This window comes from Yersinia rohdei ATCC 43380, assembly GCF_000173775.1.
Classification (GTDB): Bacteria; Pseudomonadota; Gammaproteobacteria; order Enterobacterales; family Enterobacteriaceae; genus Yersinia; species Yersinia rohdei.
Map to the genome: position 1 here is coordinate 63,722 of NZ_ACCD01000004.1, position 24,309 is coordinate 88,030.

The following is a 24,309-nucleotide window of genomic DNA, read 5'->3' on the forward strand; positions in this document are numbered from 1 at the left end:
CTCAAGCTATTGAAGAAAATAATCCCCGGTCGCGCAGTAGATGGTCATTACCCCGACGCCGGGTAAATCCACTGCGGTCAAAGAATTCCAGGATTTGAATTGCCAGTTTGCGGCCAATGCCAAGCCGGTCACGAAAATCAGCAGCACTGGCGCTACCTTGGCTGGCATCCAGCTCACGAATTAAATCCGCAAACTGCGTAATGCGCTGACTCAGATAATAGCGGTCTGGGACAATGGCGGTAATGTGGCCCAGTTGCGCCGCTTTTCGTAACAAGTTGCGCATCTCAGCTTCATCTATTTGCAGTGTCGTGGCGATATCACGAACCCACCACGGAGAATCCCCAAAGTGGGGGGCAACTTGCTGCCATAACAGCTGTTCCTGTTCAGTAAATGCCAGCCCGTGCTGCGGGAGATGCAGCCAGCCACGGGTATTTTTTAATTCCCCCAGAGCCAACAGGTTATCAATTAAACGAAATACCAGGCCTTCATCCAGTGTCGGCAATGCCATACGCCGTAGCCGCGCCCGCCCTAGCCCCATTTGGTCGCCATGTTGCTGATGATACAGACATAAAACATGCAATAAGGTTTGCTGGGCTTGCTGAGCATGAGGGAGTGACAGCGCGATATCACCTGCCACAACACTATCAGTGCTGGCCAGTAACTCGGCGGTGTCTTGGCCTGTAAGCTGACGTGCCCAACTGAATCGGGAGACCGAAACCGGCCCTTGCGACAAATGTAATCCCAAGATTTCACGACAATTTTTGGCTTGTGCCAGGGCAGTTAACCACGCCAAAAATGCCGGTTGGCGTTTACCCCGTTTGGGCACCGCCAGATGGATAACCCGCGCCCCGCCCAAGGTTTTTTTCGCCGCAATATCCCGTAGAATCAGCCGGTCATTTTCAGCCAGCCAGAGCGGGGTATCCAGCAGCAATTCGGCCAGTATTAATGGGGATGTGGCATCAGTGGATTCTAGATTAATAGATTGTGAACTAATGGATTGTGAGCTAATGGATTGTGGGTTCGTCAGTAGCGAAAAGCGCCCAGTAATATGACTAGCGGCATGATGTATATGCAGAGGCTGCCAATGTTGTATCGGCGTATCCGCATCAACGGCCACCAACACGCGGTCAAGGGCCTCTGGCGGCTGTTGCGCTAATAGCCAGTCGCCACGGTTAATCTGTTGCTTACTGATATCGCCGCTGATATTCAGAGCAATACGCTGGCCCGCCTGCGCCTGTTGCGTCTTTTGGTTTTGGGCATGAATTCCTCGCACTCGCACAGGGCAATTACCGCCGGTGAGCCATAAGGTATCGCCCACCGCCACTTGCCCCGCCAATGCGGTGCCGGTCACCACTAAACCGGCACCTTTCACACTGAATGCGCGGTCAATAGCCAGGCGGAAACGCCGCTGCAACCGACCATTATTTTCATCTTGCTGATGACATTGCGCCAAATGTTCGCGCAATTCACTGATACCAAGGCCCGTGGTCGCCGCTGTGACAAACACAGTGACCTGCTGCGCCGACCAGCCTTGCGCGGCCAGTTCGGCCATCACCTGCTGGCTTACTTGCGCAATGCGCTCGTCATCGACAGCATCTGCTTTCGTCAGTGCGACAGTCAGGGTCGGATGCCCACTTAGCCGTAAAATAGCCAGGTGTTCACGGGTTTGCGCCATCACACCGTCATCGCCGGCCACCACCAATAAGGCATGGTCAATACCGCCCACACCCGCCAACATATTGGCTAAGAACTTTTCATGGCCGGGTACGTCAATAAAGCCAATAATATTGCCGTCAGGTTGCGGCCAATAGGCATAGCCCAGATCAATGGTCATCCCGCGCTGCTTTTCTTCCGGCAGACGATCTGCATTTACCCCGGTAATTGCCTGTAACAATGTCGTTTTGCCGTGATCGACATGGCCTGCGGTTGCAATAATCATGGTGCTAACTCCTGGAGCAGTGCGGCTTCATTCTCAAGACAGCGCAAGTCCAGCCATAAACGTCCGTCGGTCACGCGGCCAATAATCGGTTTAGCCAAACCACGCCAGCGCTCGGTTAGCGCCGCCAAAGTACTGCCACTGCCGTCTTTGGGGGCAAAAGTCACCGCCCAACTGGGTAATCTATCTACCGGTAATGAACCACTCCCGATTTGTGACCAACACGGCTCGACCGCCAGGGTAAAATCAGTGTCATAGTTGCCTGCCAGTGCGGCCAGCACCCGTTGGGCGCTCTCGGCAATGGCCTCTGCCGGGCGAGTCAGTAACCGCATGGTCGGCAACAGTTCGGTTAGTCGGTCTGGTTGCTGATACAGACGTAAAGTGGCATCCAGTGCGGCTAGCGTCATTTTATCGGCGCGAAGCACCCGTTTGAGTGGATGCTGCTGTAATTGGTCAATCCACTGTTTTTTACCGAGAATAATCCCCGCCTGAGGGCCACCCAAGAGTTTATCGCCGGAGAAAGTCACCAAATCGACCCCAGCGGCTATCAATTGCTGTGGCATGGGTTCCGCCGGTAAACCATAGCGAGTCATATCAACCAGTGAGCCACTGCCTAAATCCGTCGCGGTAGGAATCGCAAACTCATGGCCCAAGGCGACCAGCTGTGACTCTGCCACTGAGGCGGTAAAGCCCTCAATACTGTAATTGCTGGTATGAACTTTCATCAGCAGACCCGTATGTTCACTGATGGCCTGACGATAATCTTTCAGATGAGTGCGGTTGGTGGTGCCCACCTCTACCAGTTCACAACCGGCTTGGCGCATCACATCAGGAATCCGAAAAGCCCCGCCAATCTCTACTAATTCACCGCGAGAAACGACCACCTGTTTGCCAGCAGCCATGACGCTGAGCATCAGAAATACCGCTGCGGCGTTATTATTGACGATACAAGCATCTTCAGCCCCGGTAAGTTCACAGAGCAAATCGGCAACCGCCCGATCACGATGACCGCGCCGCGCACCATCCAGCGAATATTCCAATGTCACAGCACCGCGCATCGCGTCATTCACAGCGGAAATGGCAGATTCAGCCAAGGGGGCACGGCCTAAATTGGTGTGCAAAACAGTACCGGAAAGGTTAAAGACAGGTTTTAATGCGGGCTGGCGTTGATTCAATCGTTGACGTAAAGCAGCGGGCCAATCGGTGCACCAATCCGCCAGAGTATCAAATTGGCGAATATGCTCACGGGCCTCCAGCTGTAATTTTCTCAAGGTTTCGGTCAATAAAACAGGGCCATACTCGGCCAGCAATGTTGCCATTTCAGGTTGGTGCAGCAGGCGGTCAATTGCCGGTAACTGGCGGTATAACAGATGTGATTCTGCGCTCATAGTCACTCAGGTATTAGTGATAGTGAGGTCAAAAAAGCCCCCAACAAGGTCGGGTACTCTGACGAATTAATTAATGCCACACGATTCATTTAGCTGCGTTGGACACTAACACTTAGTAGTAAAAGTTGACTCGTTAGCCATCAACCAGGGTGCCTATTTACCCTAACAGGGTCAGATTCTGATACTGCGTACAGCCACTCGGTAATGGCTTTTTATCTGGCGGCACAGGGGTAACCTTACCATCAAATAGGTTTATCTGCCGTTAATTGGCGGAAAGTTTAGATCAAGATACCCCAGCTGGCGAAGAACTGTGCGCCATGTTGAGCTAATCACTCGCACCCATTGTTATTACAAAGAAAAACAATGGTGCAACCCATGGTCGCACTCATCGCAGCCGCCAACCTGACCGCCGCGCAGCGGATAGTGTCAATTTAACATCACACTTATCTTTCACGCCTTGCCAAGATAATTTGATGGATGGCGCTATACAGGTCTTTAAATATGGAATAATATCGCCACAAATTTAGCTATATTGAAGATTTGTTGAACATACGGCCTGTATGTTAGTCAGAAAAATCAATAGGATGAAGATAATAGCATGAGTGCTCCTACTCCCTCCTAACAATCAGCAAAACGCTCAGAAAACCTCTATTATTTGTAACAATATATCTGAAGAGTTATTAGATATTTTAGACGTCGCAATTATTTTAAATTATTAAAGAAATGAAAACATTTACTTTAATTATTAGCGAGTTGAATTACTGAGAATATTTATAATGAAAATTGCAATAGCGGGTATAGGTTATGTCGGGTTATCAAATGGTATCTTGTTGTCACAGCATCATGAGGTCGTGGCCTTAGATATCATTCCAGAAAAAGTGGAGATGCTGAACCGTAGAGAATCGGTCATCATTGATACAGAGCTACAAGATTATTTACAAAATAAAGCGCTAAATTTCCGAGCTACGCTAGATAAACGTGATGCTTATGAAGGCGCAAGTTATATCATTATTGCCACACCGACTGATTACGATCCTGAAAAGAACTATTTCAATACCAAATCTATTGAAGCTGTCATTCAGGATGTTATGGCGATTAACCCCGATGCAGTAATGATTATTAAGTCAACTGTACCTGTCGGCTATACTGCTAAAACCAAAGAAAAATTTGGCTGTAATAATCTCATCTTCTCCCCGGAATTCCTGCGGGAAGGGCTTGCTCTCTATGATAATTTACACCCTTCTCGTATTGTTGTTGGCGAGCGCTCCGAGCGGGCAGAGGTCTTTGCTAATTTATTAAAAGAAGGCGCAATTAAAGAGAATATACCGACTTTATTTACAGATTCCACAGAAGCCGAGGCAATTAAACTCTTCGCTAATACCTATTTGGCGATGCGAGTATCTTATTTTAATGAGCTGGATACTTACGCGGCTTCACATGGCTTAGATACCCGCCAAATTATTGATGGTGTCTGCCTCGACCCTCGAATTGGGCCACATTATAATAATCCATCCTTCGGCTATGGCGGCTACTGCTTACCTAAAGATACCAAGCAACTCTTGGCAAATTACAACCATGTTCCGCAAAATCTTATTAATGCCATTGTTGCCTCCAATACCACTCGCAAAGATTTTATCGCCGCTGATATTCTAAAGCGCAACCCCAAAGTTGTTGGTGTCTATCGCCTCATCATGAAAAGTGGGTCTGATAACTTCCGGGCGTCGAGTATTCAAGGGATTATGAAGCGCATTAAGGCTAAGGGCGTTGAAGTCATTATCTATGAACCGACATTACAAGAAACTGAGTTTTTTAACTCTCGTGTATTAACTGATTTAGATAAGTTCAAACAAGAGTCCGATATTATTATCAGTAACCGGATGCTTGATGTATTAAATGATGTAAAAGATAAAGTTTATACCCGTGATTTATTTGGTGATAACTAACTCGTTATTATTTGATTGTGCTGAACGACTTTTTTATCTTCAGCACAATCAATATTAATAAACCCGCATTATTCCCCTGGGAACAAAAACGGATTAATACTGCTGCGAGCAAAACCCTCGCCTTCCATCTTAGCATCGAGAATCAGCGAGGCTAAGTCATCCGCCACAGCTTCTACCTGCGGATCTTTTTCCTGATATAAAATTTTCAGGTAAGTGCCACAATCACCACAGCTTTCAGCCTTCACTGCCGCCAATTCGCTGTCCAGCGACCAATAATTCAAATCACCTGTCTGCTCGCAGTTGCTGCACTTAATCCGCACCACATGCCACTCGCTTTCACACAAATTACAGTGTAAATAGCGCAAGCCATTGTTAGTGCCAATATGCACCACACTGGATACCGGAATACTGCCGCATACAGGGCAAAATTGGCGATGTTCGCCATATTCAGCCCGAGCTTTCCCTGGGATTTGGCTGGCCATTTGCGCCCAATACAATGACAGCGCAGCCCAGATAAATGGCGCTTTTTCGCTGCCAATCTTCGCAAACTCGCGGTTTAGCAGAGCATCGGCGTACAGCTCCAGCTCATGTACTGAAGACTTATCCAGATTATCCAGCACCGCCACAATATGATCTGGTGCCTCTGGGCGTAACTCGGCAATCAGCGCTGACAACAGCTTGCGCCAGTGCTCTGTTCGCGGAAAAACACTCAAATCCAGTGGCGGCTTACCGCTAATCGCAGATTGCTCCAGCTCAGCTTGCATATCCAACACCAGCGGATGGTCATGCAGTGCTTTTTGCTGTGCTTGGGTAATTTTAGCCGCAAAATCCAGATAATCAGCCAGCGGGTTATCCAGCGCTAACTGCTGCAAACGTTCGGTTCGCCGGGTATACAAGCTTTTTAAATTAGCGAAAAGTAACGGCGGGATATTCCCCGCCGTTGAACCTTTTTCGCTTTGTTTTCCTAATTGATCTTTAGGGACAATGCGAATACTCATCAGGGTTTCTCTTCCTGTCTTTTCTGACGCTTACTTTCAACCTCACGATACCAGCGCGGATGGTGCTTTTTAGCCCATGCTGCCGGTACCCAACCTTCCACCATCGCGGTAATCGTGCCTTTCACCCATAGGGCGGCATAGATATGCACCATAATCACCAGGATTAACCCCACCGCCGCCAGCGAATGCACCAGCAGTGCCAGGCGAATCAGCGGGATCGGGAAAGAGGGCGCAAAGTAAGGCCGCCAAATAACCACACCACTGGCCAGTAGCAGCACCAGACTAATAATAGCAGCCCAAAATACACACTTCTGACCGAAATTATAGCGCCCAGTATCGCCCACTTCCTCATTCATGGCGATTTTGTGGATATTTTTTGCCCACTCCAGGTCTTCCTTGTTAATCAGGTTATGCTTCCAGTAACGGAAAAACATGATGAGGAAGGCCGCGAACATAATCACCCCTGCGAAGGGGTGAAGGATGCGCGCTAGCTGGGGAGTACCAAAAATATTCATCAACCAGTTAAATGACGGGAAGAAGAACCCCAAGCCACTGATAGCTGCCAGCATAAAGCAGAAGGCGACTATCCAGTGGTTGATTCGCTCCGGCGCACTGTAGCGCTGGATCCGCTTTTCTTTTTTCATTTCCGCGTTTCCCCGTCGTCTGAGTGCTCAGCGGTAGTCTGCTCTGGCGCCTTAGATGCGGTATCAGAAGGCGTGGAATCTGATTTATCGTCTTCCTCCTCTTCTTCCTCAACCCGGTTCGGGCCGACACCAACGTAATGGAAAATACTGGCAGCAAAGGTGGCGGCAAAGGCTACCGCCGCCAGTGGTTTCCAGACGCCTTTCCAGAAAGTCACGGTCGGGCTGATGGTCGGGTTTTCCGGCAAGCCATGATAAAGCTGAGGTTTATCCGCATGATGCAGAACATACATCACGTGGGTACCACCGACACCCGCAGGGTCATATAACCCGGCGTTATCAAAGCCACGGGTTTTCAGTTCCGCAACTCGGCCAGCAGCCACTTCTTTCATCGACTCTTTAGTACCAAAGTGAATCGCCCCAGTCGGGCAAGTTTTCACACAAGCAGGTTCCTGGCCAACACCCACGCGGTCGACGCACAGGGTACATTTGTACACCCGATTATCGTCTTTATTCATGCGCGGCACATCAAACGGGCAACCCGCGATGCAATAACCACAACCGATACAATGCTCTGATTGGAAATCGACGATGCCATTGGCATACTGAATTATTGCCCCTTCCGACGGACATGCCTTCAGGCAGCCTGGGTCGGCGCAATGCATGCAGCCATCCTTACGAATAAGCCACTCCAGCTTGCCGTTTTCCTCAACTTCAGAGAAGCGCATCACCGTCCATGATTTGGCGGTCAAATCGGCGGGGTTATCGTACACCCCGACGTTGTAACCGACTTCATCGCGGATGTCGTTCCACTCCGAGCACGCCACCTGACAAGCTTTACAACCAATACAGGTGGTGACATCGATAAGCTTCGCCACCTCTGCCTGGAAATTACGATCCTGCGGCGGCGGCGTCAGGGAGTTGGTGCCGGAGCGCCTGATAATGTCTTGAGATTGCAGTGACATAGATTCTCTCCGTTACACCTTTTCCACGTTGACCAAGAACGCCTTAAACTCTGGCGTTTGCGTATTAGCATCACCGACAAATGGCGTCAGTGTATTGGCCAGGAAGCCTTTTTTCGCCACCCCTTCAAATCCCCAGTGGATCGGAATACCAATGGTGTCGACTTCTTGTCCGTTGACATTCAGTGTGCGAATACGTTTGGTCACCACTGCCTTGGCCTTGATATAGCCACGGTTAGAGCTGACTTTTACCGTATCCCCATGCTGGATGCCCTTTTTCGCTGCCAGTTTTTCGCCAATTTCTACAAACTGTTCCGGCTGCATAATGGCATTAAGCAATGCATGCTTCGTCCAGTAGTGGAAATGCTCGGTCAGACGATAAGTGGTACCGACATATGGGAATTGCTCATGAGAACCCATCGTGGCCAAATCGTCTTTAAAGACGCGGGCCGCCGGGTTGGATATCACATTCGGGTGCAGTGGGTTGGTGCCCAATGGTGTTTCGAATGGCTCATAGTGTTCTGGGAACGGCCCTTCTGCCATTTTATCAATGGCAAACAGACGCCCCATCCCCTCAGGCTGCATAATAAATGGCCCGACATCACTGCCCGGAGGAGCTGCGCTGTAGTCAGGGACATCAATGCCCGTCCACTTCGCTCCATCCCACTCCAGCAACTGACGTTTCGGATCCCAAGGTTTACCCTGCGGGTCAGCAGAAGCACGGTTATACAGAATGCGGCGGTTAAGTGGCCATGCCCATGCCCAGCCCAGCGTGTTACCCAGGCCTGATGGGTCGGCGTTATCGCGTCGTGCCATCTGGTTACCGGCTGGCGTCCAGCTACCCGCAAATATCCAGCAACCACTGGCGGTGGTGCCGTCATCACGCAGATGAGCAAAGGTGCTAAGCTGCTCGCCTTTTTTGACCAGCACTTTGCCATCGGCGTCAGTTATATCAGCCAGGGCGCGACCATTACTTTCCATCGCCACTTCTTCCGGCTCAGGATTTTCTGGTGTCAGGTAATCCCAGGTCATATTCAGCACCTGTTCTGGCACCGCACCGCCTTCGCGCTGATACATTTCGCGCAGACGCAGGAAGATACCGGCCAAAATACCACCGTCATTCATGGCTTCGCCCGGTGAATCCGCACCTTTCCAGTGCCATTGTAGCCAGCGACCAGAGTTAACGATTGAGCCATTTTCTTCCGCAAAGCAACTTGATGGTAAGCGGAATACCTCAGTTTGAATTTTCGACGAATCGACGTCGTTAAACTCACCGTGGTTTTGCCAGAAGTTCGCAGTTTCAGTATTGAGTGGGTCAATAGTTACCAGGAACTTCAGTTTCGACAGTGCCGCTACCACTTTGTTTTTATTAGGGAAAGAAGCAACCGGGTTAAAACCCTGGCACAGATAGCCATTCACTTTACCCTGCGACATCATCTCGAAATACTGCAAGACGTCGTAGCCTTTATCCCACTTCGGCAACCAGTCGTAGCCCCAGCCATTTTCCTTCTGTGCTTTATCGCCATAGAAGCTCTTCATCATACTGACGAAGAATTTCGGATAATTGCTCCAGTAGTTTACCTGGCCCGGCAACAAGGTTTTCGGCGTGTTGGCCTTGAGGTAAGTTTCAATATCTGGCTGTTTCTCAGACGGCAGATTCATATAACCCGGCAGACTTTGCGACAGCAAGCCCAGGTCAGTCAGCCCCTGAATATTGGAGTGACCGCGCAAGGCGTTCACACCACCACCCGCCATCCCCATATTGCCCAGCAGCAACTGAATCATTGCCATAGTGCGGATGTTTTGCGCGCCAACTGAGTGTTGCGTCCAGCCCAAGGCGTACAAGAACGATGCGGTTTTATCTGCAGCACTGGTTTCTGCGATATATTCGCAAACCGTGATGAAATCTTCTTTCGGTGTGCCACAGATATTAGACACCACATCTGGCGTGTAGCGGCTGATATGCTCTTTCAGCAAGTTCCACACGCAACGTGGGTCTTGCAGGGTGACGTCGCGTTTCGCAAAGCCATTTTCATCCAACTGGTAGTTCCAGCTGGTTTTATCGTATTTACGATTATCGGCGTCATAGCCGCTGAACAAACCGTCTTCGAAGGTAAAGTCTTCCCGCACCAGCAAGCTGGCGTTGGTATAGGCTTCGACGTATTCGCGGTTAATTTTTTCGTTGGTTATCAGGTACAGCAAGACACCGGATAGGAACGCGATATCAGTACCGGAGCGGATTGGCGTATAAAAATCAGCCACCGACGCAGTACGGGTAAAGCGCGGATCTATCACGATCAGCTTGGCATTGTTGTGGATCTTGGCTTCCATCGCCCAGCGGAATCCCACCGGATGCGCTTCTGCCGCATTACCGCCCATGACGATAATTAAATTCGCGTTCTTGATATCAACCCAGTGGTTGGTCATCGCACCGCGACCAAATGTTGGAGCAAGACTTGCTACCGTTGGTCCGTGTCAGACACGTGCTTGGTTGTCTACGGCAAGCATGCCGAGAGCGCGACTAAATTTCTGGGTCAAATAACCCGTTTCATTACTGGATGCCGAAGCACACAGCATGCCGGTACTCAGCCAACGGTTGACGGTAACACCGGCGTCGTTGGTCTCAATAAAGTTAGCATCCCGGTCTTCTTTCATCAGCTTGGCGATGCGCGTAAAAGCATCATCCCAACTGATTCGCTGCCACTTATCGGAACCTGGCGCGCGGTATTCTGGGTATTTCAGGCGGCTTTCGCTGTGGATAAAGTCCACCAGCCCCGCACCTTTTGGACAAAGTGCACCACGGTTTACCGGGTGATCTGGATCCCCCTCAATGTGGAAAATACTCTCTTTGGCGTTTTTCGCACCGTCGCCCAGGCTATACATCAAAAGCCCGCAACCGACAGAACAGTACGTGCAGGTATTCCGCGTTTCACGGGCGCGCAACAATTTATATTGCCGCGTTTCCGCTAGCGCCACTGACGGCGTAAAGCCGAGTGCCGCGACCGTGGTTCCCGCCATACCGCCAGCGCAGATCTTAAAGAACTGCCTTCTGCTGACCTGCATGGGTCTCTCCTTCATTTCACGATTGTCACAATGCTTTACCCTTAATACTCCGAGCTACATGGGCGTTGGCTGCTCTCACTAACCCGAAACACTTGCTTAAGTAAGCTCATCGGGATTAATTCGCTTGCCGCCTTCCTGCAACTCAAATTATTTTGGGTATGAATTTAAAATTGAGTTCGCGCTTCCCTCAACGAAATGGGAGGCGCTAAAATCGCTTATGCGATATCCAGCTCGTCAGTGTGAGATACATTCCTTTAATAGTAGAATATAGCCACACCATTCTTAATGTGAATGTTACCACATTGTGACTATGGGTTATAACTTTCAGGACAACATAGTGAGCCAGATCAAACCGTCAACAACTGACTTTCCCACCGAAATTTGCGGTGCCAAGCAACTTAACGTGCTACAGCGCCATCATATGGCAGAGCCACAGCGGGATTGGCTGGCTGAAGAAGTACCAGTAGCACTGGTGTACAACGGCATTTCTCATGTCGTGATGATGGCAACCCCCAAGGATTTAGAGGCCTTCGCTCTAGGATTTTCGCTATCGGAAGGCATTATTGCCGCACCACAAGAAATCTATGCCATTGATGTCACCCCTGGCTGCAATGGCATAGAAGTTAATATTGAACTATCCAGCCGCCGTTTTGCCGGATTGAAAGAACGCCGCCGTGCTATGGCTGGTCGCACTGGATGTGGTGTCTGTGGTATTGAACAATTGGATGATATTTTCCGACCAATCACGCCCCTGCCTTTTACACAAACTTTTAACCTTAATCACTTGGATAGTGCGCTTGCGCAACTCAAACAGGTACAAACTGTGGGCCAACTGACGGGTTGCACCCATGCTGCGGCCTGGATTACACCTCAAGGGGAATTATTGGGCGGTTGTGAAGATGTTGGCCGCCATGTGGCGCTGGATAAACTGCTAGGGATTCGGGCCAAACAGCCGTGGCAGCAAGGCGCGGTGCTGGTTTCCAGCCGTGCCAGCTATGAGATGGTGCAGAAAACCGCGATGTGCGGTGCCGAGATTTTATTTGCTGTTTCTGCTGCCACAACCTTAGCCGTTGAAGTTGCAACTCGGTGTAATCTCACCCTGGTTGGCTTCAGTAAGCCCGGTAGAGCCACAGTGTATACCCACCCTCAGCGCATCATTGAATAGAAAAGCCACATAGTTAGTAAGGAATTGATAATCATTTTCAATATCATTTAATTAACTATAATGATCCGAATGCTTACGCGGTGCTTACTTTTTTTGCACCGCCCTACACCTATGGAGACGATGATTATGAGTTACTCACTGCCATCCCTGCCTTATGCTTATGACGCCCTGGAACCACATTTCGATAAGCAGACGATGGAAATCCATCACACCAAACACCACCAAACCTATGTAAACAATGCAAACACGGTGTTGGAAGCCTACCCGGAACTGGCAAGCTATAGCGTTGAAGATCTTATCAAAGATCTGGACAAAGTCCCTGCTGACAAGCGCACCTTTATGCGCAATAACGCCGGCGGCCATGCTAACCACAGCTTCTTCTGGAAAGGCCTGAAATTGGGCACTAGCCTTGGTGGCGATCTGAAAGCTGCTATCGAACGCGATTTCGGTAGCGTAGAGAAATTCCAGGAAGAATTCGAAAAAGCGGCTGCGACCCGTTTCGGTTCTGGTTGGGCTTGGCTGGTATTGAAAGACGGCAAATTGGCGGTAGTTTCTACTGCTAACCAAGACAGCCCGTTGATGGGTGAAGCGGTTTCTGGCGCATCAGGCTTCCCGATTATTGGCCTGGATGTTTGGGAACATGCTTACTACCTGAAATTCCAAAACCGCCGCCCAGACTACATCAAAGCATTCTGGAACGTAGTTAACTGGGACGAAGCAGCAGCCCGTTTCGCTCAAGCTAAGTAATTCGGATACGTCCGCATAGCTAACCCCTACGGCTTCAAGCCGCAGGGTATAAATGCCAGTAAGGTGACCTTGCTGGCATTTTTTATTGCTAAAGTTTAGCCAATTTCTGCCGATAGATTGTACTAAGAAGGTTACTGGCATTTATGGCGTGAATCCATGAGTGCAGTTATAACAACGTCGGGGAATTGTACTCTTGCCAAGACTCCCCCACGTTCAATCAGTCCCTTTCACCTCTCTAATAATAAGACCTCCAAAACTCACCTACGCTGATTGATTTGCAGCATAAACACTGCATAACGGAGAAGAACATGGCAGCATTTAGCAAAGTTTTCGGTAACTTTGAAAACGTGAAAGTAGGTAAAAAGCTGGGATTAAGCTTTTTTCTGATGTTGTTGTTAGTTGGGATTATCGCTGGAACGACTGCTTATCATTTTTCTGCCATTGAAAAACATGCTTATAAAGTCGATCTAAGCTACAAAATTAATGATGAAGCCAATCAGGCAAAATATAACCGTGCGCTATATGAAAGAACTTATGACCTGAAATATATAAAAGAAAACTCTGAACATATTAATGAAATAAAAAGCCTGCTGACTGAAAGTGAGAAACTTAGTTGGTCGGCAGAAAACCATAAAATAATTAATAGTATTAGTGATATCGCTGAAGAATACCTGCAACAGCAAAGTAATTTTGTCAATGCAGTGGCCCATAAAGACGATGTGCGAAAAAGTTGGAATATTTCCGAAACCCAGAAAAATCTCAATGAGTTACAGCAAAATTTTCTCAATGAAGGGGCGGATACCAACACCCAAATTCTGTTGGCGGAAATGAACCAGAAGTTAATGACCGTGCGCTATAACGCCCGTGGTTTATTGCTGGATCGCAACCAGGAAGCAGAATCTTCGCTGATCACCTCCATCAATGTTGCCAACAGCGCAGCCAATGCCTTTATGCCGGTTTTATCAGCCAGTCAGCAACAGCTAATGGCCCCGGTAATCTCCAGCCTCGCCACCTATAAAGACAATGTGCTGGCCTATTTACCGGCATATCGGCAAGAGCTGGAAGTGGGTAAAGTGATGGAAGCCAGTGCCAATGAATTGAATAAGCTCGCGACCCAGTTGTTCACCCAAGAGCTGCAAGGTACCCACCTCGAAATTAATAACGCGCAATGGTTATTAGCAATTGCGGCCCTTGCAGCCTTGCTGTGTGGTTTGCTGATTTCATGGCGAATGACCCGCCAGATAACCCTACCATTGCGCACCACACTGGCAATGGCTGAACGTATTGCTACCGGTGATTTAACCACGGCGACTAAATCAAATCGTACTGATGAATTAGGTTTGCTGATGAATGCTGTCGCCCGGATGAATGAAAATCTGCGCGCTATGATTGATGACATTCGTGTTGGCGTCAGTCAGGTGTCTCATGCCTCTGGTGAAATTGCTGCCGGCAATACAGATTTGTCCTCGCGCACTGAGCAACAAGCTGCAGCCGTAGAAGAAACGGCGGCCAGTATGGAGCAGCTGAATGCCACAGTGAAACAGAATGCCGATAATGCCCACCATGCTAATCAACTGGCTACCGAGGCCTCAACAACCGCACAACAGGGCGGCAAGTTAGTTAGCGATGTCGTGCGCACCATGAATGATATTTCTGGCAGTTCCAAACGAATCTCTGAAATTACCTCTGTGATTAATAGCATTGCTTTCCAGACGAATATTTTGGCACTGAATGCCGCGGTTGAAGCGGCTCGTGCCGGCGAACAAGGCCGTGGTTTTGCCGTGGTAGCCAGCGAAGTACGTAATCTGGCACAACGCAGTGCACAGGCGGCGAAAGAGATTGAGGGGCTGATTGGTGAATCGGTATCTCAAGTGAGTGCAGGAACGTTACTGGTACAAAATGCGGGGAAAACCATGGATGACATCGTCCGCTCAGTCACTCACGTGCATGATATTATGGCAGAAATTGCCTCAGCCTCTGATGAGCAAAGCCGTGGTATCACCCAAGTCAGCCAAGCCATCGCCGAAATGGACAGCACCACCCAGCAAAATGCCGCCTTGGTGGAGGAATCTGCGGCGGCGGCAGACTCGCTGGCTGAGCAAGCTATCTTACTGGCACAAGCGGTTGCCGTGTTCCGATTGTCCGAGTCAGAGGCAGAAACTCCACAACATCAACATGCTGAAGCGGTTATGGCTCGGCACGTCAGCGCCTCTAACAGCACAGCAGCGCGCCAAACTTCAGAAACTCGTCAAAATAATCAACAAGATAACTGGGAAACCTTTTGACCGATGGCTAAACCTTGGAACCCTGCCATCAGGCAGGGTATCCTGACTCTCCCAGCCTGATGCAGATGAGGAGAACAGATGAATAATCCACAGGTATATATCGGTAAAATCGAACCTTATAGCGGCAGTTCGCCCAGTGCGATTGGCAAACGTCAGGTGCAGGGTGGGATTATGCTCACGCCGCTGGGGTTAGAGGGCGATGAACAAGCCGAAACCCGCTTTCATGGCGGCCCGGATCGCGCCTTATGCCACTATCCACGCGAGCATTATGCTTACTGGGCGCAGCAGTTCCCTGAGCAAGCCGATATCTTCTCCGCACCGGCTTATGGCGAAAATATCTCAACCCTCGGTATGACAGAGCAAAATGTACATATAGGGGATATTTATCGTTGGGGCGGTGCCATCATTCAGGTAACCCAACCGCGCTCGCCTTGTTACAAACTCAACTTCCATTTTGCCATCAAAGATATGTCGGTGATGATGCAGCAAACCGGTTACTGCGGCTGGCTGTATCGGGTGATTTCGCCCGGTAAAATCAGCGAAAGTCATCCATTAGCATTATTAGCACGAACCAGTGATATCTCGGTATCTGAAGCCATCGCCATTGCCTGGCATATGCCATTTGATGAAGAACAATATCGCCGTTTATTGGCAGCTGCGGGGTTATCTGCCAGTTGGAGCAAAACCATGCTGACACGCATTGAAGAAGGGAAAATCGAAGATTTTAACCGGCGTTTACTGGGAAATAGCTAGGTATTAAGGGGGGTCAGGCAATATTGCTACTTTCGCGAATGCCATATCGGAGGGTTTTTTTTGCTCATCTACAAACTAAGTAGCCCTACCCAGATGAGCCAAATTGTTTTTGTCCGCACTGGGACACATTCAAAATTATCCGATTAAACTCTGACAATAGCCAATCGGGTGGCAGCAATGCCACACACCCGAATTGATTGAGCGCAGCGATCAAAACGCTTTTTTGGCGTAACCGGTCACTTCCTTCAAGCCCATTTCACGGCCTAATGCGGTCATTGGGTGCACTACCACAATACCACGCACGGCTTTTTTCAAGGTGCCCATATCCGCTTGCTCTTTTTTGGTAATTGGGCGGCTAAAGGGCAATTGAGCCAGTTTTTGCGCTTCTGCACTCAGGTTTTTGACTCGCACTTCTTTCAAACGCTGAATTTCAACGGCCAGTTTTTCTTTTTCTTTCATATGCTGCGCGATTAAATCCACATTACCCTGCTGGATAACAGCGGGATCTTTGTGGTTCATGGCATCCAGCATGTCGCTTAGACGTTTGATTTCTGCATGTTCTTTCATAGTATTGGCCCGTACATGCCGCTATGGGCACGATATTTCACTAAAGTTGGCGATAGAATAGCACTGATTGTGCATCAAGATAGATAGTGTATCAGGGTGTTTGCTTTTCGGCAGCAACCTCCTGTAACGGCTGCCATTGCATTCCTGCCGGTAGCCCACTCATTTCACAGGCAACCGCCCCTAACCGCTCTAATGCTCCGGTATAGCGGCTGTTGAATGGATAACAGCAGGATAAGCGAAAAGCATTACGATAACGGCCACTTGGCGAATACAGCGTGCCTGGCGTCAAGCAAATTTGCTCCTGCAATAATTGATGAAATAGCGCGACAGTATCGACACCGGCCGGAAATTCCACCCAAAAGACAAACCCGCCCGCGGGCTGTGTCACTGTGGTGCCACGGGGGAAACTGCGGGTAATCAATTGCTGGGCCAGCTGTACCTGCTGCGCATAGCGGCGGCGCAAACTGCGCAAGTGGTGGTCATAGCCACCGGATTCCAGAAACAGTGCCAGAGTTTCGGATAACAATGCGGGCTCCGCCATCGACGATACCGCTTTTAGCTTATGTAATGCTTCAGCAAAGCGCCCACCGTCAATCCAGCCGACACGGAAATCAGGTGCCAGTGTTTTGGTAAAGCTGGAACAAAACAGCACCCAGCCGTCACGATCAAATGCTTTTACTGCCGGAGATAATGTCGTACCAAATTGAATTTCGGCATATAACCCATCTTCAATTAATGGCACTTGGTGATCGTTCATCAGCTGTGCCAGTCGTTTTTTCGCCGCCAGCGGCATAGTGTACCCCATAGGGTTCTGTACCGTTGGCATGGCAATCAGAGCATTTAACCGCCCTTCCTCGAGTAGCAATTCCAGCACATCCAGCGATAAACCCTGCTGTGGATCTGTGGGAATTTCCACCGCTTTTAGGCCGAGGCTGGCCAGCAATGGCATGAGATAAAAATATGTCGGTGATTCCAACCCGACACAATCCCCCGGCTTAGTGGTGACCCGCAATGCCAATTGCAGCGCCTCCATGCAACCATGAGTAATGGTGATATCAGCCGGGGAAGCCAGCATTCCTAGCGTCATGGCGCGGCGAGCAATTTGTTGACGTAACCGCTGGCTGCCAGGGGGTAAGGCATATTGGCTGATTAACTGCGGTTCTCGGCGTAATAGTGATGCCATGATACGCCCCAATTTGGCACTGGGGTAAAAATCCCCGGTTTGCGGGCAGGCGAGTGAAATATTAGTAAATCGTGGATTGCGTTGCGCGGCAAAAACCGTATCTATCAAATCCAGCACCTCATCCACCGGCTTGCCAACGGTGGCCGTTGGCACCACCGCCGTCGATGGGCTACAGACGTAGAACCCAGACTGCGGGCGGGCCTCAATCAAGCCCCGGTCTTCCAGCGTACGATAAGCCGCCACCACCGTATTGATACTCACCTGGTGACTTTGTGCGTAACCCCGCACTGAAGGCAGACGACTGCCCGCTAGCAGACTGCCATTTTTAATGGCCTGCGCCAAATTGTCTGCCACTTGCAAATAGCGAATTTCATTCATAACAACAGGCATGGTGACAGTTCTCCGCAGGTTCAATGGGTACAGTTCTATGTTAAGCAAACTGTACCCATTACAATAGATAACTTCTGCGTCTAACGCCACAGCCCATTGCTGTTTATGCTAAATCCCTTGGCAATATAATTAGTTACCCAACGTCATTGGGATTGCAGACCGGCAGCAAGTGAACAAATCCCGATGAACTTATTTATGTCAGTGATTCGGGTGAGTGACCCAGGCTAACTGCCCTGTAGTTTCAAGCACGAAGGGGGCAGAGGAATTCCCCATGTTAGACAGTGCTTTTATCAGTTACGTTACCGTTATGTCGATAACACCCGGCCCCAATAACCTGTTGTTAGCCGCCTCTGGCGTCAATTTTGGGTTACGCCGCACCCTGCCAATGATGCTGGGGATTACCTTTGGCTGCGCATTACAATGCGCGTTGATGACCACACTGCTGGCGCTGATTCTCAGTTGGGTGGGGGTTATTCGTCTGCCTTTAGTGACATTGGGGGGCGGTTATTTATTGTGGCTCTCTTGGAAGATTTTTAATTCTGGCACCCCCAATGCCAGGGATAGCCAGCAACCGATGGGATTTATTCAGGGGGCATTATTTCAAGCTATTAATCCAAAAGCCTGGCTGATGGCCATGAATGTCGCCATATTATTTACGCCGCGCGAAGGGGCGACACTCAGCCATACGCTGCTGATTATGACCGGTTTTGCTTTATTGAATTTGCCTTGCGTGGCGGTGTGGGCGGTATTGGGTGATCAATTGCGCCATGCGCTGCGCGTCAATTGGAAGTTGCGGTTATTTAATGGCGTGATGGGCGGCTTGATGGCAATTACCGCATTGTGGTTGTTAGCCGATGAATGGCTCAGTGTCGTCCATCATTAAATCAGGCATGACCGAGTGGCGAGAGCTTGGAGACTTGTTTTTGACTGATACGGGAGAGCAGCTCGGTGATGGAGAGCACCATAGTTGAGCGCACCATTTGCTGATAACGCTGGCGTTGCATGGCAATCAGCAAAGCATCGGCTTCATCTGGGCGTAAGAATGTCGGCACTGGCGGCAGTTCAGCCACACAATGTAATTCACCAAATGGCCCGAGGATTTCATCGTCAGTAAAGCGATACTCGGTGCCATCATGGTTTAGCTCCTCGCGCAGCGCCATTAATAGCTCCGCATCCTCATATTCATGCCGGGTAATCACCCCCAAAGCATAAACCAACTTCAACCTGACAGATAACTCACCTAGCGGGCCATCTCCGACCAATAAGGGCCCCACAGCATATTTCACCGCGTAGTCATCTTTACGAAAAACTTGCACCACGAGAATATTGAGCGCTTCTGCTAATAATTCGACAGCAGCCATCAGGAAACTCCGAACGGTCTTCCCCGCGTTCAGATGTTCAAGTACCCGATTCTCAAATGCCTGTGTTTGTTCAATCATTGTTTATCACTGGATATGAGGCGACTAAAGGATAAATACCGTGCAATCCGACACGGTATTTATCTGCTAACACAACCGTCTTGGTTCTTAACGGAATCAGTGTGTCAGCTTGTCCTGCATGGCGTTATACACACTCACCGCCTGTTCGACAACCTCGCTATCAGCGGGCAAGTCAGAAATTTGAGCGAGGGTGGCTTTCGGCCCTAATTTCGCCAATAATTCAACCAATTCCTGAGCTTGTGGATCCTGCTCACTGCGATAACTCATCGCAGCGGCAATACCGGTTATCAAGTTATCATGTGGTAACTGATATTCCAGCGTCCCTAGCAGCGGTTTGATCAACCGGTCACCGGCACTCAGTTTACGCAGCGGCTGACGGCCAACGCGTTCAACATCATCATGCAGGTAAGGGTTTTCAAAACGGGAGAGAATCTTATTGATATAAGCGGCATGTTTTTGTGGGTCAAAAGCATAACGTTTAATCAGTACCGCGCCGCTTTCTTCCATCGCGCCTTTTACAGTTTGGCGCACTGCGGGATCCAAAATGGCATCACGGATAGTCTGGTGACCTGCCAATTGCCCCAGATACGCGGTAATGGCATGGCCGGTATTCAATGTGAAGAGTTTGCGCTCAACAAAGGCCATCAGATTATCAGTGAGTTCCATACCGGCGATTTCCGGCGGCTGCCCTTTAAACTGGGTGCCATCGACAATCCACTCGCTGAATGTTTCTACCGTCACGGCCAGAATATCTGTGCTGCCCGCTTCCGATGGCGGCACAATGCGGTCTACCGCAGAATCGACAAAACCAACATGTTGCTCAACCCACGCCTGCTCATCTTCAGGTAACGCGGCAAAAACATGCTGTTTTAACTGGCTGGTGCCACGCACCATATTCTCACAAGCAATAATGTTCAGTGGGCGAGTATTACCTTGTTGATGACGAGTAACCAAACCTTGGGCCACAGTGCCAGCAATACGAGCCAGAATTTGTGGGCCAACCGCAGTGGTGACAATATCAGCATCAGCAATCAGGGCCACCACTTCTGGGCTGCCACTGTTCACTGCGCTCACATTTTTCACTTCTTCAACACGCGCTTGTTCGCCAACCACATTAACCTGATAACTCTTACGCTTATTTAGCTCATCCAACAGGGGTTGGTTAACATCGGCGAAAGTCAGTTGCGCACCGGCATCAGCTAGAAGTTTACCAATGAATCCCCGGCCAATATTACCTGCGCCAAAATGCAATGCTTTCATATTCGTTACCTTTTGCTGTAAAAGGGCCATTTACTCCCAATGACCCGATTCAGATTGCGGTAGTTATCCGGCACCACCGGATAACCCCTATCACGACACAGTTATTACCTGTTTACTTTTTACCGCCCAGTAAATCCAGTACTTCTTGTACGCTGGTCGTTTTAGATAAACGTTCAATGACAGATTCATCATCCAGCGCATTCGTTAAGCTGGTAATTACCTGAATGTGTTCATTATTACGGGCGGCGATACCAATAACCAAGCGCGCCACTTCGTCTTCCTCTTCACCAAAGCGCACACCGGCAGGATATTGACAGAACACCACACCGGTTTTCAGTACGCGATCTTTCGCTTCAATCGTACCGTGTGGTACAGCAATAGATTCGCCCAAATAGGTGGAGGTCAGTTTTTCGCGATCCAGCATAGCTTCAACATATTCCGGCTCGACATAACCGCCTTTCACCAATTGCTCACCCGCAAAGCGAATCGCCTGCTCTTTGGTGGCTGCATGTTGATTAAGGAAGATATTCTCAGCACCCAGTCGGAACAGATTGGCTTCAGATGGCTCAAAGCTATCATCCAGTTTTTCAATCACTTTCTGGGTGGTTGCCGCAACTTTGCCCGCTTCAACCAGACGTAAGGTCAAATTGGTATACAGCTGGCTGTCAAGGAAGTTGGTCAGCGAGATATGCTGTGCCTGCGGTGCATGACGCATTGCCCGCTCGGTCAAATCACGGTGCGTGATAACCAAATCCACATCATCTGGCAAATTGTTGATAGCGCAGTTAGTGACAGAAATATGCTTCAGGCCGGCATCTTGTACTTTTTTACGTAACACACCGGCACCCATCGCACTGGAACCCATACCGGCATCACAGGCAACGATAATTTTACGCACAGTACTTAAGTCGCCAGCGGCAGCAGCGGCATTAGCAGCTTGTGCGCCTTTAGATTGCGCTTTCATGTCTTGCATGCGACGGGTCGCATCTTCCAGGCTGTCTTCGTCTTCGTCTTTAACTTTAGAGGTTTTCAGCAAGATAGCTGAGACCACAAAGGACACAGCAAACGCCGCAGCAACTGCAGCAATGTTAGCGAAGTAAGCACCTTTAGGTGTCATCGCCAATACCGCCAGGATAGAGCCAGGAGAAGCAGGTGATACCAGACCGCCATTCAGCACAGTCAGTGTGAACACGCCAGTCATACCGCCCAGAATCACCGCCAGCAATAAACGTGGGTTCATCAGAACGTATGGGAAATAGATTTCGTGGATACCACCAAAGAAGTGGATGATAGCCGCGCCGCCAGCAGACTGCTTGGCGTTACCTCTGCCGAAGAACATATACGCCATCAACACACCCAAACCTGGGCCTGGGTTAGCTTCGATCAGGAAGAAGATAGACTTACCGGTTTCAGTCGCCTGCTGGATACCCAGCGGTGAGAAGATACCGTGGTTGATAGCATTGTTCAGGAACAGAATTTTTGCCGGTTCAACAAAGATAGAGGTTAATGGCAGTAAGTTATTTCGCACCATGATATGCACACCAGCAGCCAGTGCTTTAGACAGCACTTCTACCAATGGGCCAATCGCCATGAAGGCCAAAATAGCCAACAGCATACCGATGATCCCAGCCGAGAAGTTGTTAACCAACATCTCAAAGCCGCTTTTGATTTTCCCTTCAACCCAACGGTCAAAGTGCTTGATTGCCCAGCCACCCAGCGGGCCTGCAATCATCGCGCCGAGGAACATTGGCATATCCGCACCAACGATAACCCCCATCGTGGTGATAGCACCGACCACACCACCACGATCACCACCGACCAAGCGGCCACCGGTAAAGCCTATCAACAGTGGCAGCAGATAGGTGATCATCGGGCCAACTAGCTTAGCTAGCGTTTCATTCGGCAACCAACCCGTAGGAATAAACAGTGCGGTAATAATGCCCCAGGCGATAAATGCGCCGATATTGGGCATAACCATATTACTGAGGAATCGGCCAAAATTTTGAATTCTGACCTTTGCGTCTGGTGAAAACATAAAACACCCCTATTGGTACGCGCTAACAATAAGAGCGCGATATAATTGTTTTGTTGAGGCAGTTCTGCAAAACCCCGCCGGTGTTATCGAATACAAACACGCTGTATGCAAAACAAACTTTAGCATGCTCTTTTACTCACGCGTAACTCACCCTTAGCATGTGATACATATCACATTAAATACCCCACCGTAGGGGGTGATTTGTTGATGCAGATCACATTATTGCGGTGTAAGAAAACCACAGCGGATGATTATTGAGCTAAAAACCCCATTAAATGTGATTTTTGTCACACTTTTAATTTTGAGTTTTGTTTTTGAAGTGTGATCGATATCACAAGTTATTTTTGCTCGCAGAGGGGAGATGAGACATTCACCTAGCTAATGTCTATAACTGGGCAAGTCACTTGGCAAATGTGTAATAAAACAACAGTCGTAAAGCAAATGAGGACTTTGGCAGTTTGGTTGATATTCAATCTCGTTAACTAATTGGGTTGTTAGAGCTTTCCCGCTCACTTAATCCTGAGTCAACCAACCGGCAAAGGGCCATAAATCTGCCCCCGCGAGCCCACCGCTCTCATCTATTTCAGCTGCTCAAAGGTGTTTTTTAACACCAAAACCCAAAACTGAGTGTTGACCTTGGGTGCAAGCCGCAGCTGTAGGAGTGCCCTGCTGCTCGGTTGAGGCTATCGAGTTGGCAAAGAGAACCGGTCAAATATCAACTAGATCCAATCCAGGCAAATAGTAGAAAACGTCAACTTATCTAAAGCTCAAAAAGCAAAAGGGGCCAACTGGCCCCTCATCATCAAAACTCTATATGCCAAAATTACTGGATAACGCTCATCACACTTTTCTGTGCTGCTACCATCGCAGGATACTTGGCAACCAGGCTCGCCATCATCGCATTATATTGCGCCGCCTGCTGTGCGGTCTGGAATTGAACGCCGCCATTGTTAAAGGTGACTTGCGCCCCCTGCTGTTGCAGGAAATCCCCAACCTGTGCCAACTCTTGGACAAATGAAGAAACAACCGGAATTGCCGGGATCAATACATTGGCTGGTTGAGTCACCACATTATCAAAGACTTTATTAAAGACCACTTTCAAATCATCTGGCTGCTTCAACGCGGCCACGGCAGTATCGGCCTGAGTTTTCGCCGTGCGAATCTGTTGCACTAAGAGATTCAACGCTCCCGCAGACTGCTGCAATGCATCGCGCTTAGTAAGGTAATCTTGCGCCATGCGAAGCTCATTGATTTGAGCAATAGCAGGCGTCAGGCTAGCATCCACAGATTTAGCGAGTTGCTGTGAAAACGTCACCAAAATCGCGTATTCGCTGACATAAGGGCCAAATTTCTGCTTTTGATCTTCACTCAATGTCGGCAGTTTCATCCCACTGCGCATTACCGTGTTTTGCAGATAATCAATAAAAGCCTTACGTTGTTCTGGCTCTTTATCCCCGCAGGCGGTCAATTGAAACACCACCAGTAACGCCAGGAATGGCGCTAACCAACGAGAATATCGGGTCGTATTCAGTGCAAAAGTCATGTGAAACTACT

General features: G+C 49.3%; 18 protein-coding genes and 1 pseudogene. 7 read left to right on the top strand and 12 right to left on the bottom strand.

Annotated elements, in window-relative coordinates; all coding sequences use genetic code 11:
* Window position 1: 1 nt before the first annotated feature.
* Both selB and selA read right to left on the bottom strand, forming a co-directional pair.
* Window positions 2-1,939 (bottom strand): selenocysteine-specific translation elongation factor, encoded by a 1,938-nt coding sequence (gene selB, locus YROHD0001_RS12860; protein WP_032816335.1) that lies wholly within the window; start codon window positions 1,937-1,939, stop codon window positions 2-4.
* Complete coding sequence (gene selA / locus YROHD0001_RS12855; protein WP_004713840.1) at window positions 1,936-3,324, bottom strand: L-seryl-tRNA(Sec) selenium transferase; 1,389 nt, start codon at window positions 3,322-3,324, stop codon at window positions 1,936-1,938. The genes selB and selA overlap by 4 nt, the downstream gene beginning before the upstream one ends.
* Before the next feature lie 776 nt (window positions 3,325-4,100).
* Here selA and YROHD0001_RS12850 point away from each other — a divergent pair.
* The gene (locus YROHD0001_RS12850; protein ID WP_004713841.1) at window positions 4,101-5,267 is read left to right on the top strand and encodes a nucleotide sugar dehydrogenase; all 1,167 of its coding nucleotides are present in this window, start codon (window positions 4,101-4,103) and stop codon (window positions 5,265-5,267) included.
* Between the two features lie 68 nt (window positions 5,268-5,335).
* On the opposite strand, the gene fdhE is transcribed toward YROHD0001_RS12850, so the two are convergent.
* The 4 genes from fdhE to fdnG are packed head-to-tail and all read right to left on the bottom strand — an operon-like array spanning window position 5,336 to window position 10,931.
* Window positions 5,336-6,265: a formate dehydrogenase accessory protein FdhE gene (gene fdhE / locus YROHD0001_RS12845; RefSeq protein ID WP_004713842.1), complete on the bottom strand. Its 930-nt coding sequence runs from the start codon at window positions 6,263-6,265 to the stop codon at window positions 5,336-5,338.
* A complete protein-coding gene (gene fdoI / locus YROHD0001_RS0117465) occupies window positions 6,265-6,909 on the bottom strand; it encodes a formate dehydrogenase cytochrome b556 subunit (protein WP_032816337.1) in 645 nt (214 codons plus the stop codon). The genes fdhE and fdoI overlap by 1 nt, the downstream gene beginning before the upstream one ends.
* Window positions 6,906-7,871, bottom strand: a complete 966-nt coding sequence (gene fdxH / locus YROHD0001_RS12840; protein WP_004713843.1) for a formate dehydrogenase subunit beta — start codon at window positions 7,869-7,871, stop codon at window positions 6,906-6,908. The genes fdoI and fdxH overlap by 4 nt, the downstream gene beginning before the upstream one ends.
* Before the next feature lie 12 nt (window positions 7,872-7,883).
* Complete coding sequence (gene fdnG / locus YROHD0001_RS12835; RefSeq protein WP_086023428.1) at window positions 7,884-10,931, bottom strand: formate dehydrogenase-N subunit alpha; 3,048 nt, start codon at window positions 10,929-10,931, stop codon at window positions 7,884-7,886.
* Between the two features lie 310 nt (window positions 10,932-11,241).
* Between fdnG and fdhD the strand changes: the two genes are divergently transcribed.
* From fdhD to YROHD0001_RS19590, 5 genes and pseudogenes are all read left to right on the top strand, one after another.
* Window positions 11,242-12,096, top strand: coding sequence for a formate dehydrogenase accessory sulfurtransferase FdhD (gene fdhD, locus YROHD0001_RS12825; protein ID WP_004713846.1), 855 nt, complete (start codon window positions 11,242-11,244; stop codon window positions 12,094-12,096).
* 126 nt (window positions 12,097-12,222) lie between these two features.
* A complete protein-coding gene (sodA, locus tag YROHD0001_RS12820) occupies window positions 12,223-12,843 on the top strand; it encodes a superoxide dismutase [Mn] (protein WP_032816341.1) in 621 nt (206 codons plus the stop codon).
* 308 nt (window positions 12,844-13,151) lie between these two features.
* A complete protein-coding gene (locus tag YROHD0001_RS12815; protein WP_004713848.1) occupies window positions 13,152-15,128 on the top strand; it encodes a methyl-accepting chemotaxis protein in 1,977 nt (658 codons plus the stop codon).
* A 78-nt stretch (window positions 15,129-15,206) separates the two neighbouring features.
* Window positions 15,207-15,881, top strand: a complete 675-nt coding sequence (yiiM, locus tag YROHD0001_RS12810) for a 6-hydroxyaminopurine reductase (protein WP_004713849.1) — start codon at window positions 15,207-15,209, stop codon at window positions 15,879-15,881.
* A gap of 30 nt (window positions 15,882-15,911) precedes the next feature.
* Window positions 15,912-16,028, top strand: a pseudogene (locus YROHD0001_RS19590) (type II toxin-antitoxin system YafQ family toxin); the annotation flags it as partial.
* Window positions 16,029-16,091: 63 nt separating this feature from the next.
* Here the strand turns inward: YROHD0001_RS19590 and YROHD0001_RS12805 are convergent.
* A complete protein-coding gene (locus tag YROHD0001_RS12805) occupies window positions 16,092-16,448 on the bottom strand; it encodes a YibL family ribosome-associated protein (RefSeq protein ID WP_004713850.1) in 357 nt (118 codons plus the stop codon).
* Between the two features lie 91 nt (window positions 16,449-16,539).
* Window positions 16,540-18,021: an aminotransferase-like domain-containing protein gene (locus YROHD0001_RS12800; protein ID WP_032816342.1), complete on the bottom strand. Its 1,482-nt coding sequence runs from the start codon at window positions 18,019-18,021 to the stop codon at window positions 16,540-16,542.
* Window positions 18,022-18,292: 271 nt separating this feature from the next.
* Here YROHD0001_RS12800 and YROHD0001_RS12795 point away from each other — a divergent pair, with 271 nt between their 5' ends.
* The gene (locus tag YROHD0001_RS12795; RefSeq protein ID WP_004713852.1) at window positions 18,293-18,904 is read left to right on the top strand and encodes a LysE family translocator; all 612 of its coding nucleotides are present in this window, start codon (window positions 18,293-18,295) and stop codon (window positions 18,902-18,904) included.
* 1 nt (window position 18,905) lies between these two features.
* Here YROHD0001_RS12795 and YROHD0001_RS12790 read toward each other — a convergent pair whose 3' ends face one another.
* The 4 genes from YROHD0001_RS12790 to YROHD0001_RS12775 form a co-directional block, all read right to left on the bottom strand.
* A complete protein-coding gene (locus YROHD0001_RS12790; RefSeq protein ID WP_004713853.1) occupies window positions 18,906-19,460 on the bottom strand; it encodes an MltR family transcriptional regulator in 555 nt (184 codons plus the stop codon).
* 96 nt (window positions 19,461-19,556) lie between these two features.
* Complete coding sequence (locus tag YROHD0001_RS12785) at window positions 19,557-20,720, bottom strand: mannitol-1-phosphate 5-dehydrogenase (RefSeq protein ID WP_004713854.1); 1,164 nt, start codon at window positions 20,718-20,720, stop codon at window positions 19,557-19,559.
* 112 nt (window positions 20,721-20,832) lie between these two features.
* A complete protein-coding gene (locus tag YROHD0001_RS12780) occupies window positions 20,833-22,755 on the bottom strand; it encodes a PTS mannitol transporter subunit IICBA (protein ID WP_032816343.1) in 1,923 nt (640 codons plus the stop codon).
* 823 nt (window positions 22,756-23,578) lie between these two features.
* Window positions 23,579-24,298 (bottom strand): DUF3053 domain-containing protein, encoded by a 720-nt coding sequence (locus tag YROHD0001_RS12775; RefSeq protein ID WP_004713856.1) that lies wholly within the window; start codon window positions 24,296-24,298, stop codon window positions 23,579-23,581.
* Window positions 24,299-24,309 lie beyond the last annotated feature (11 nt).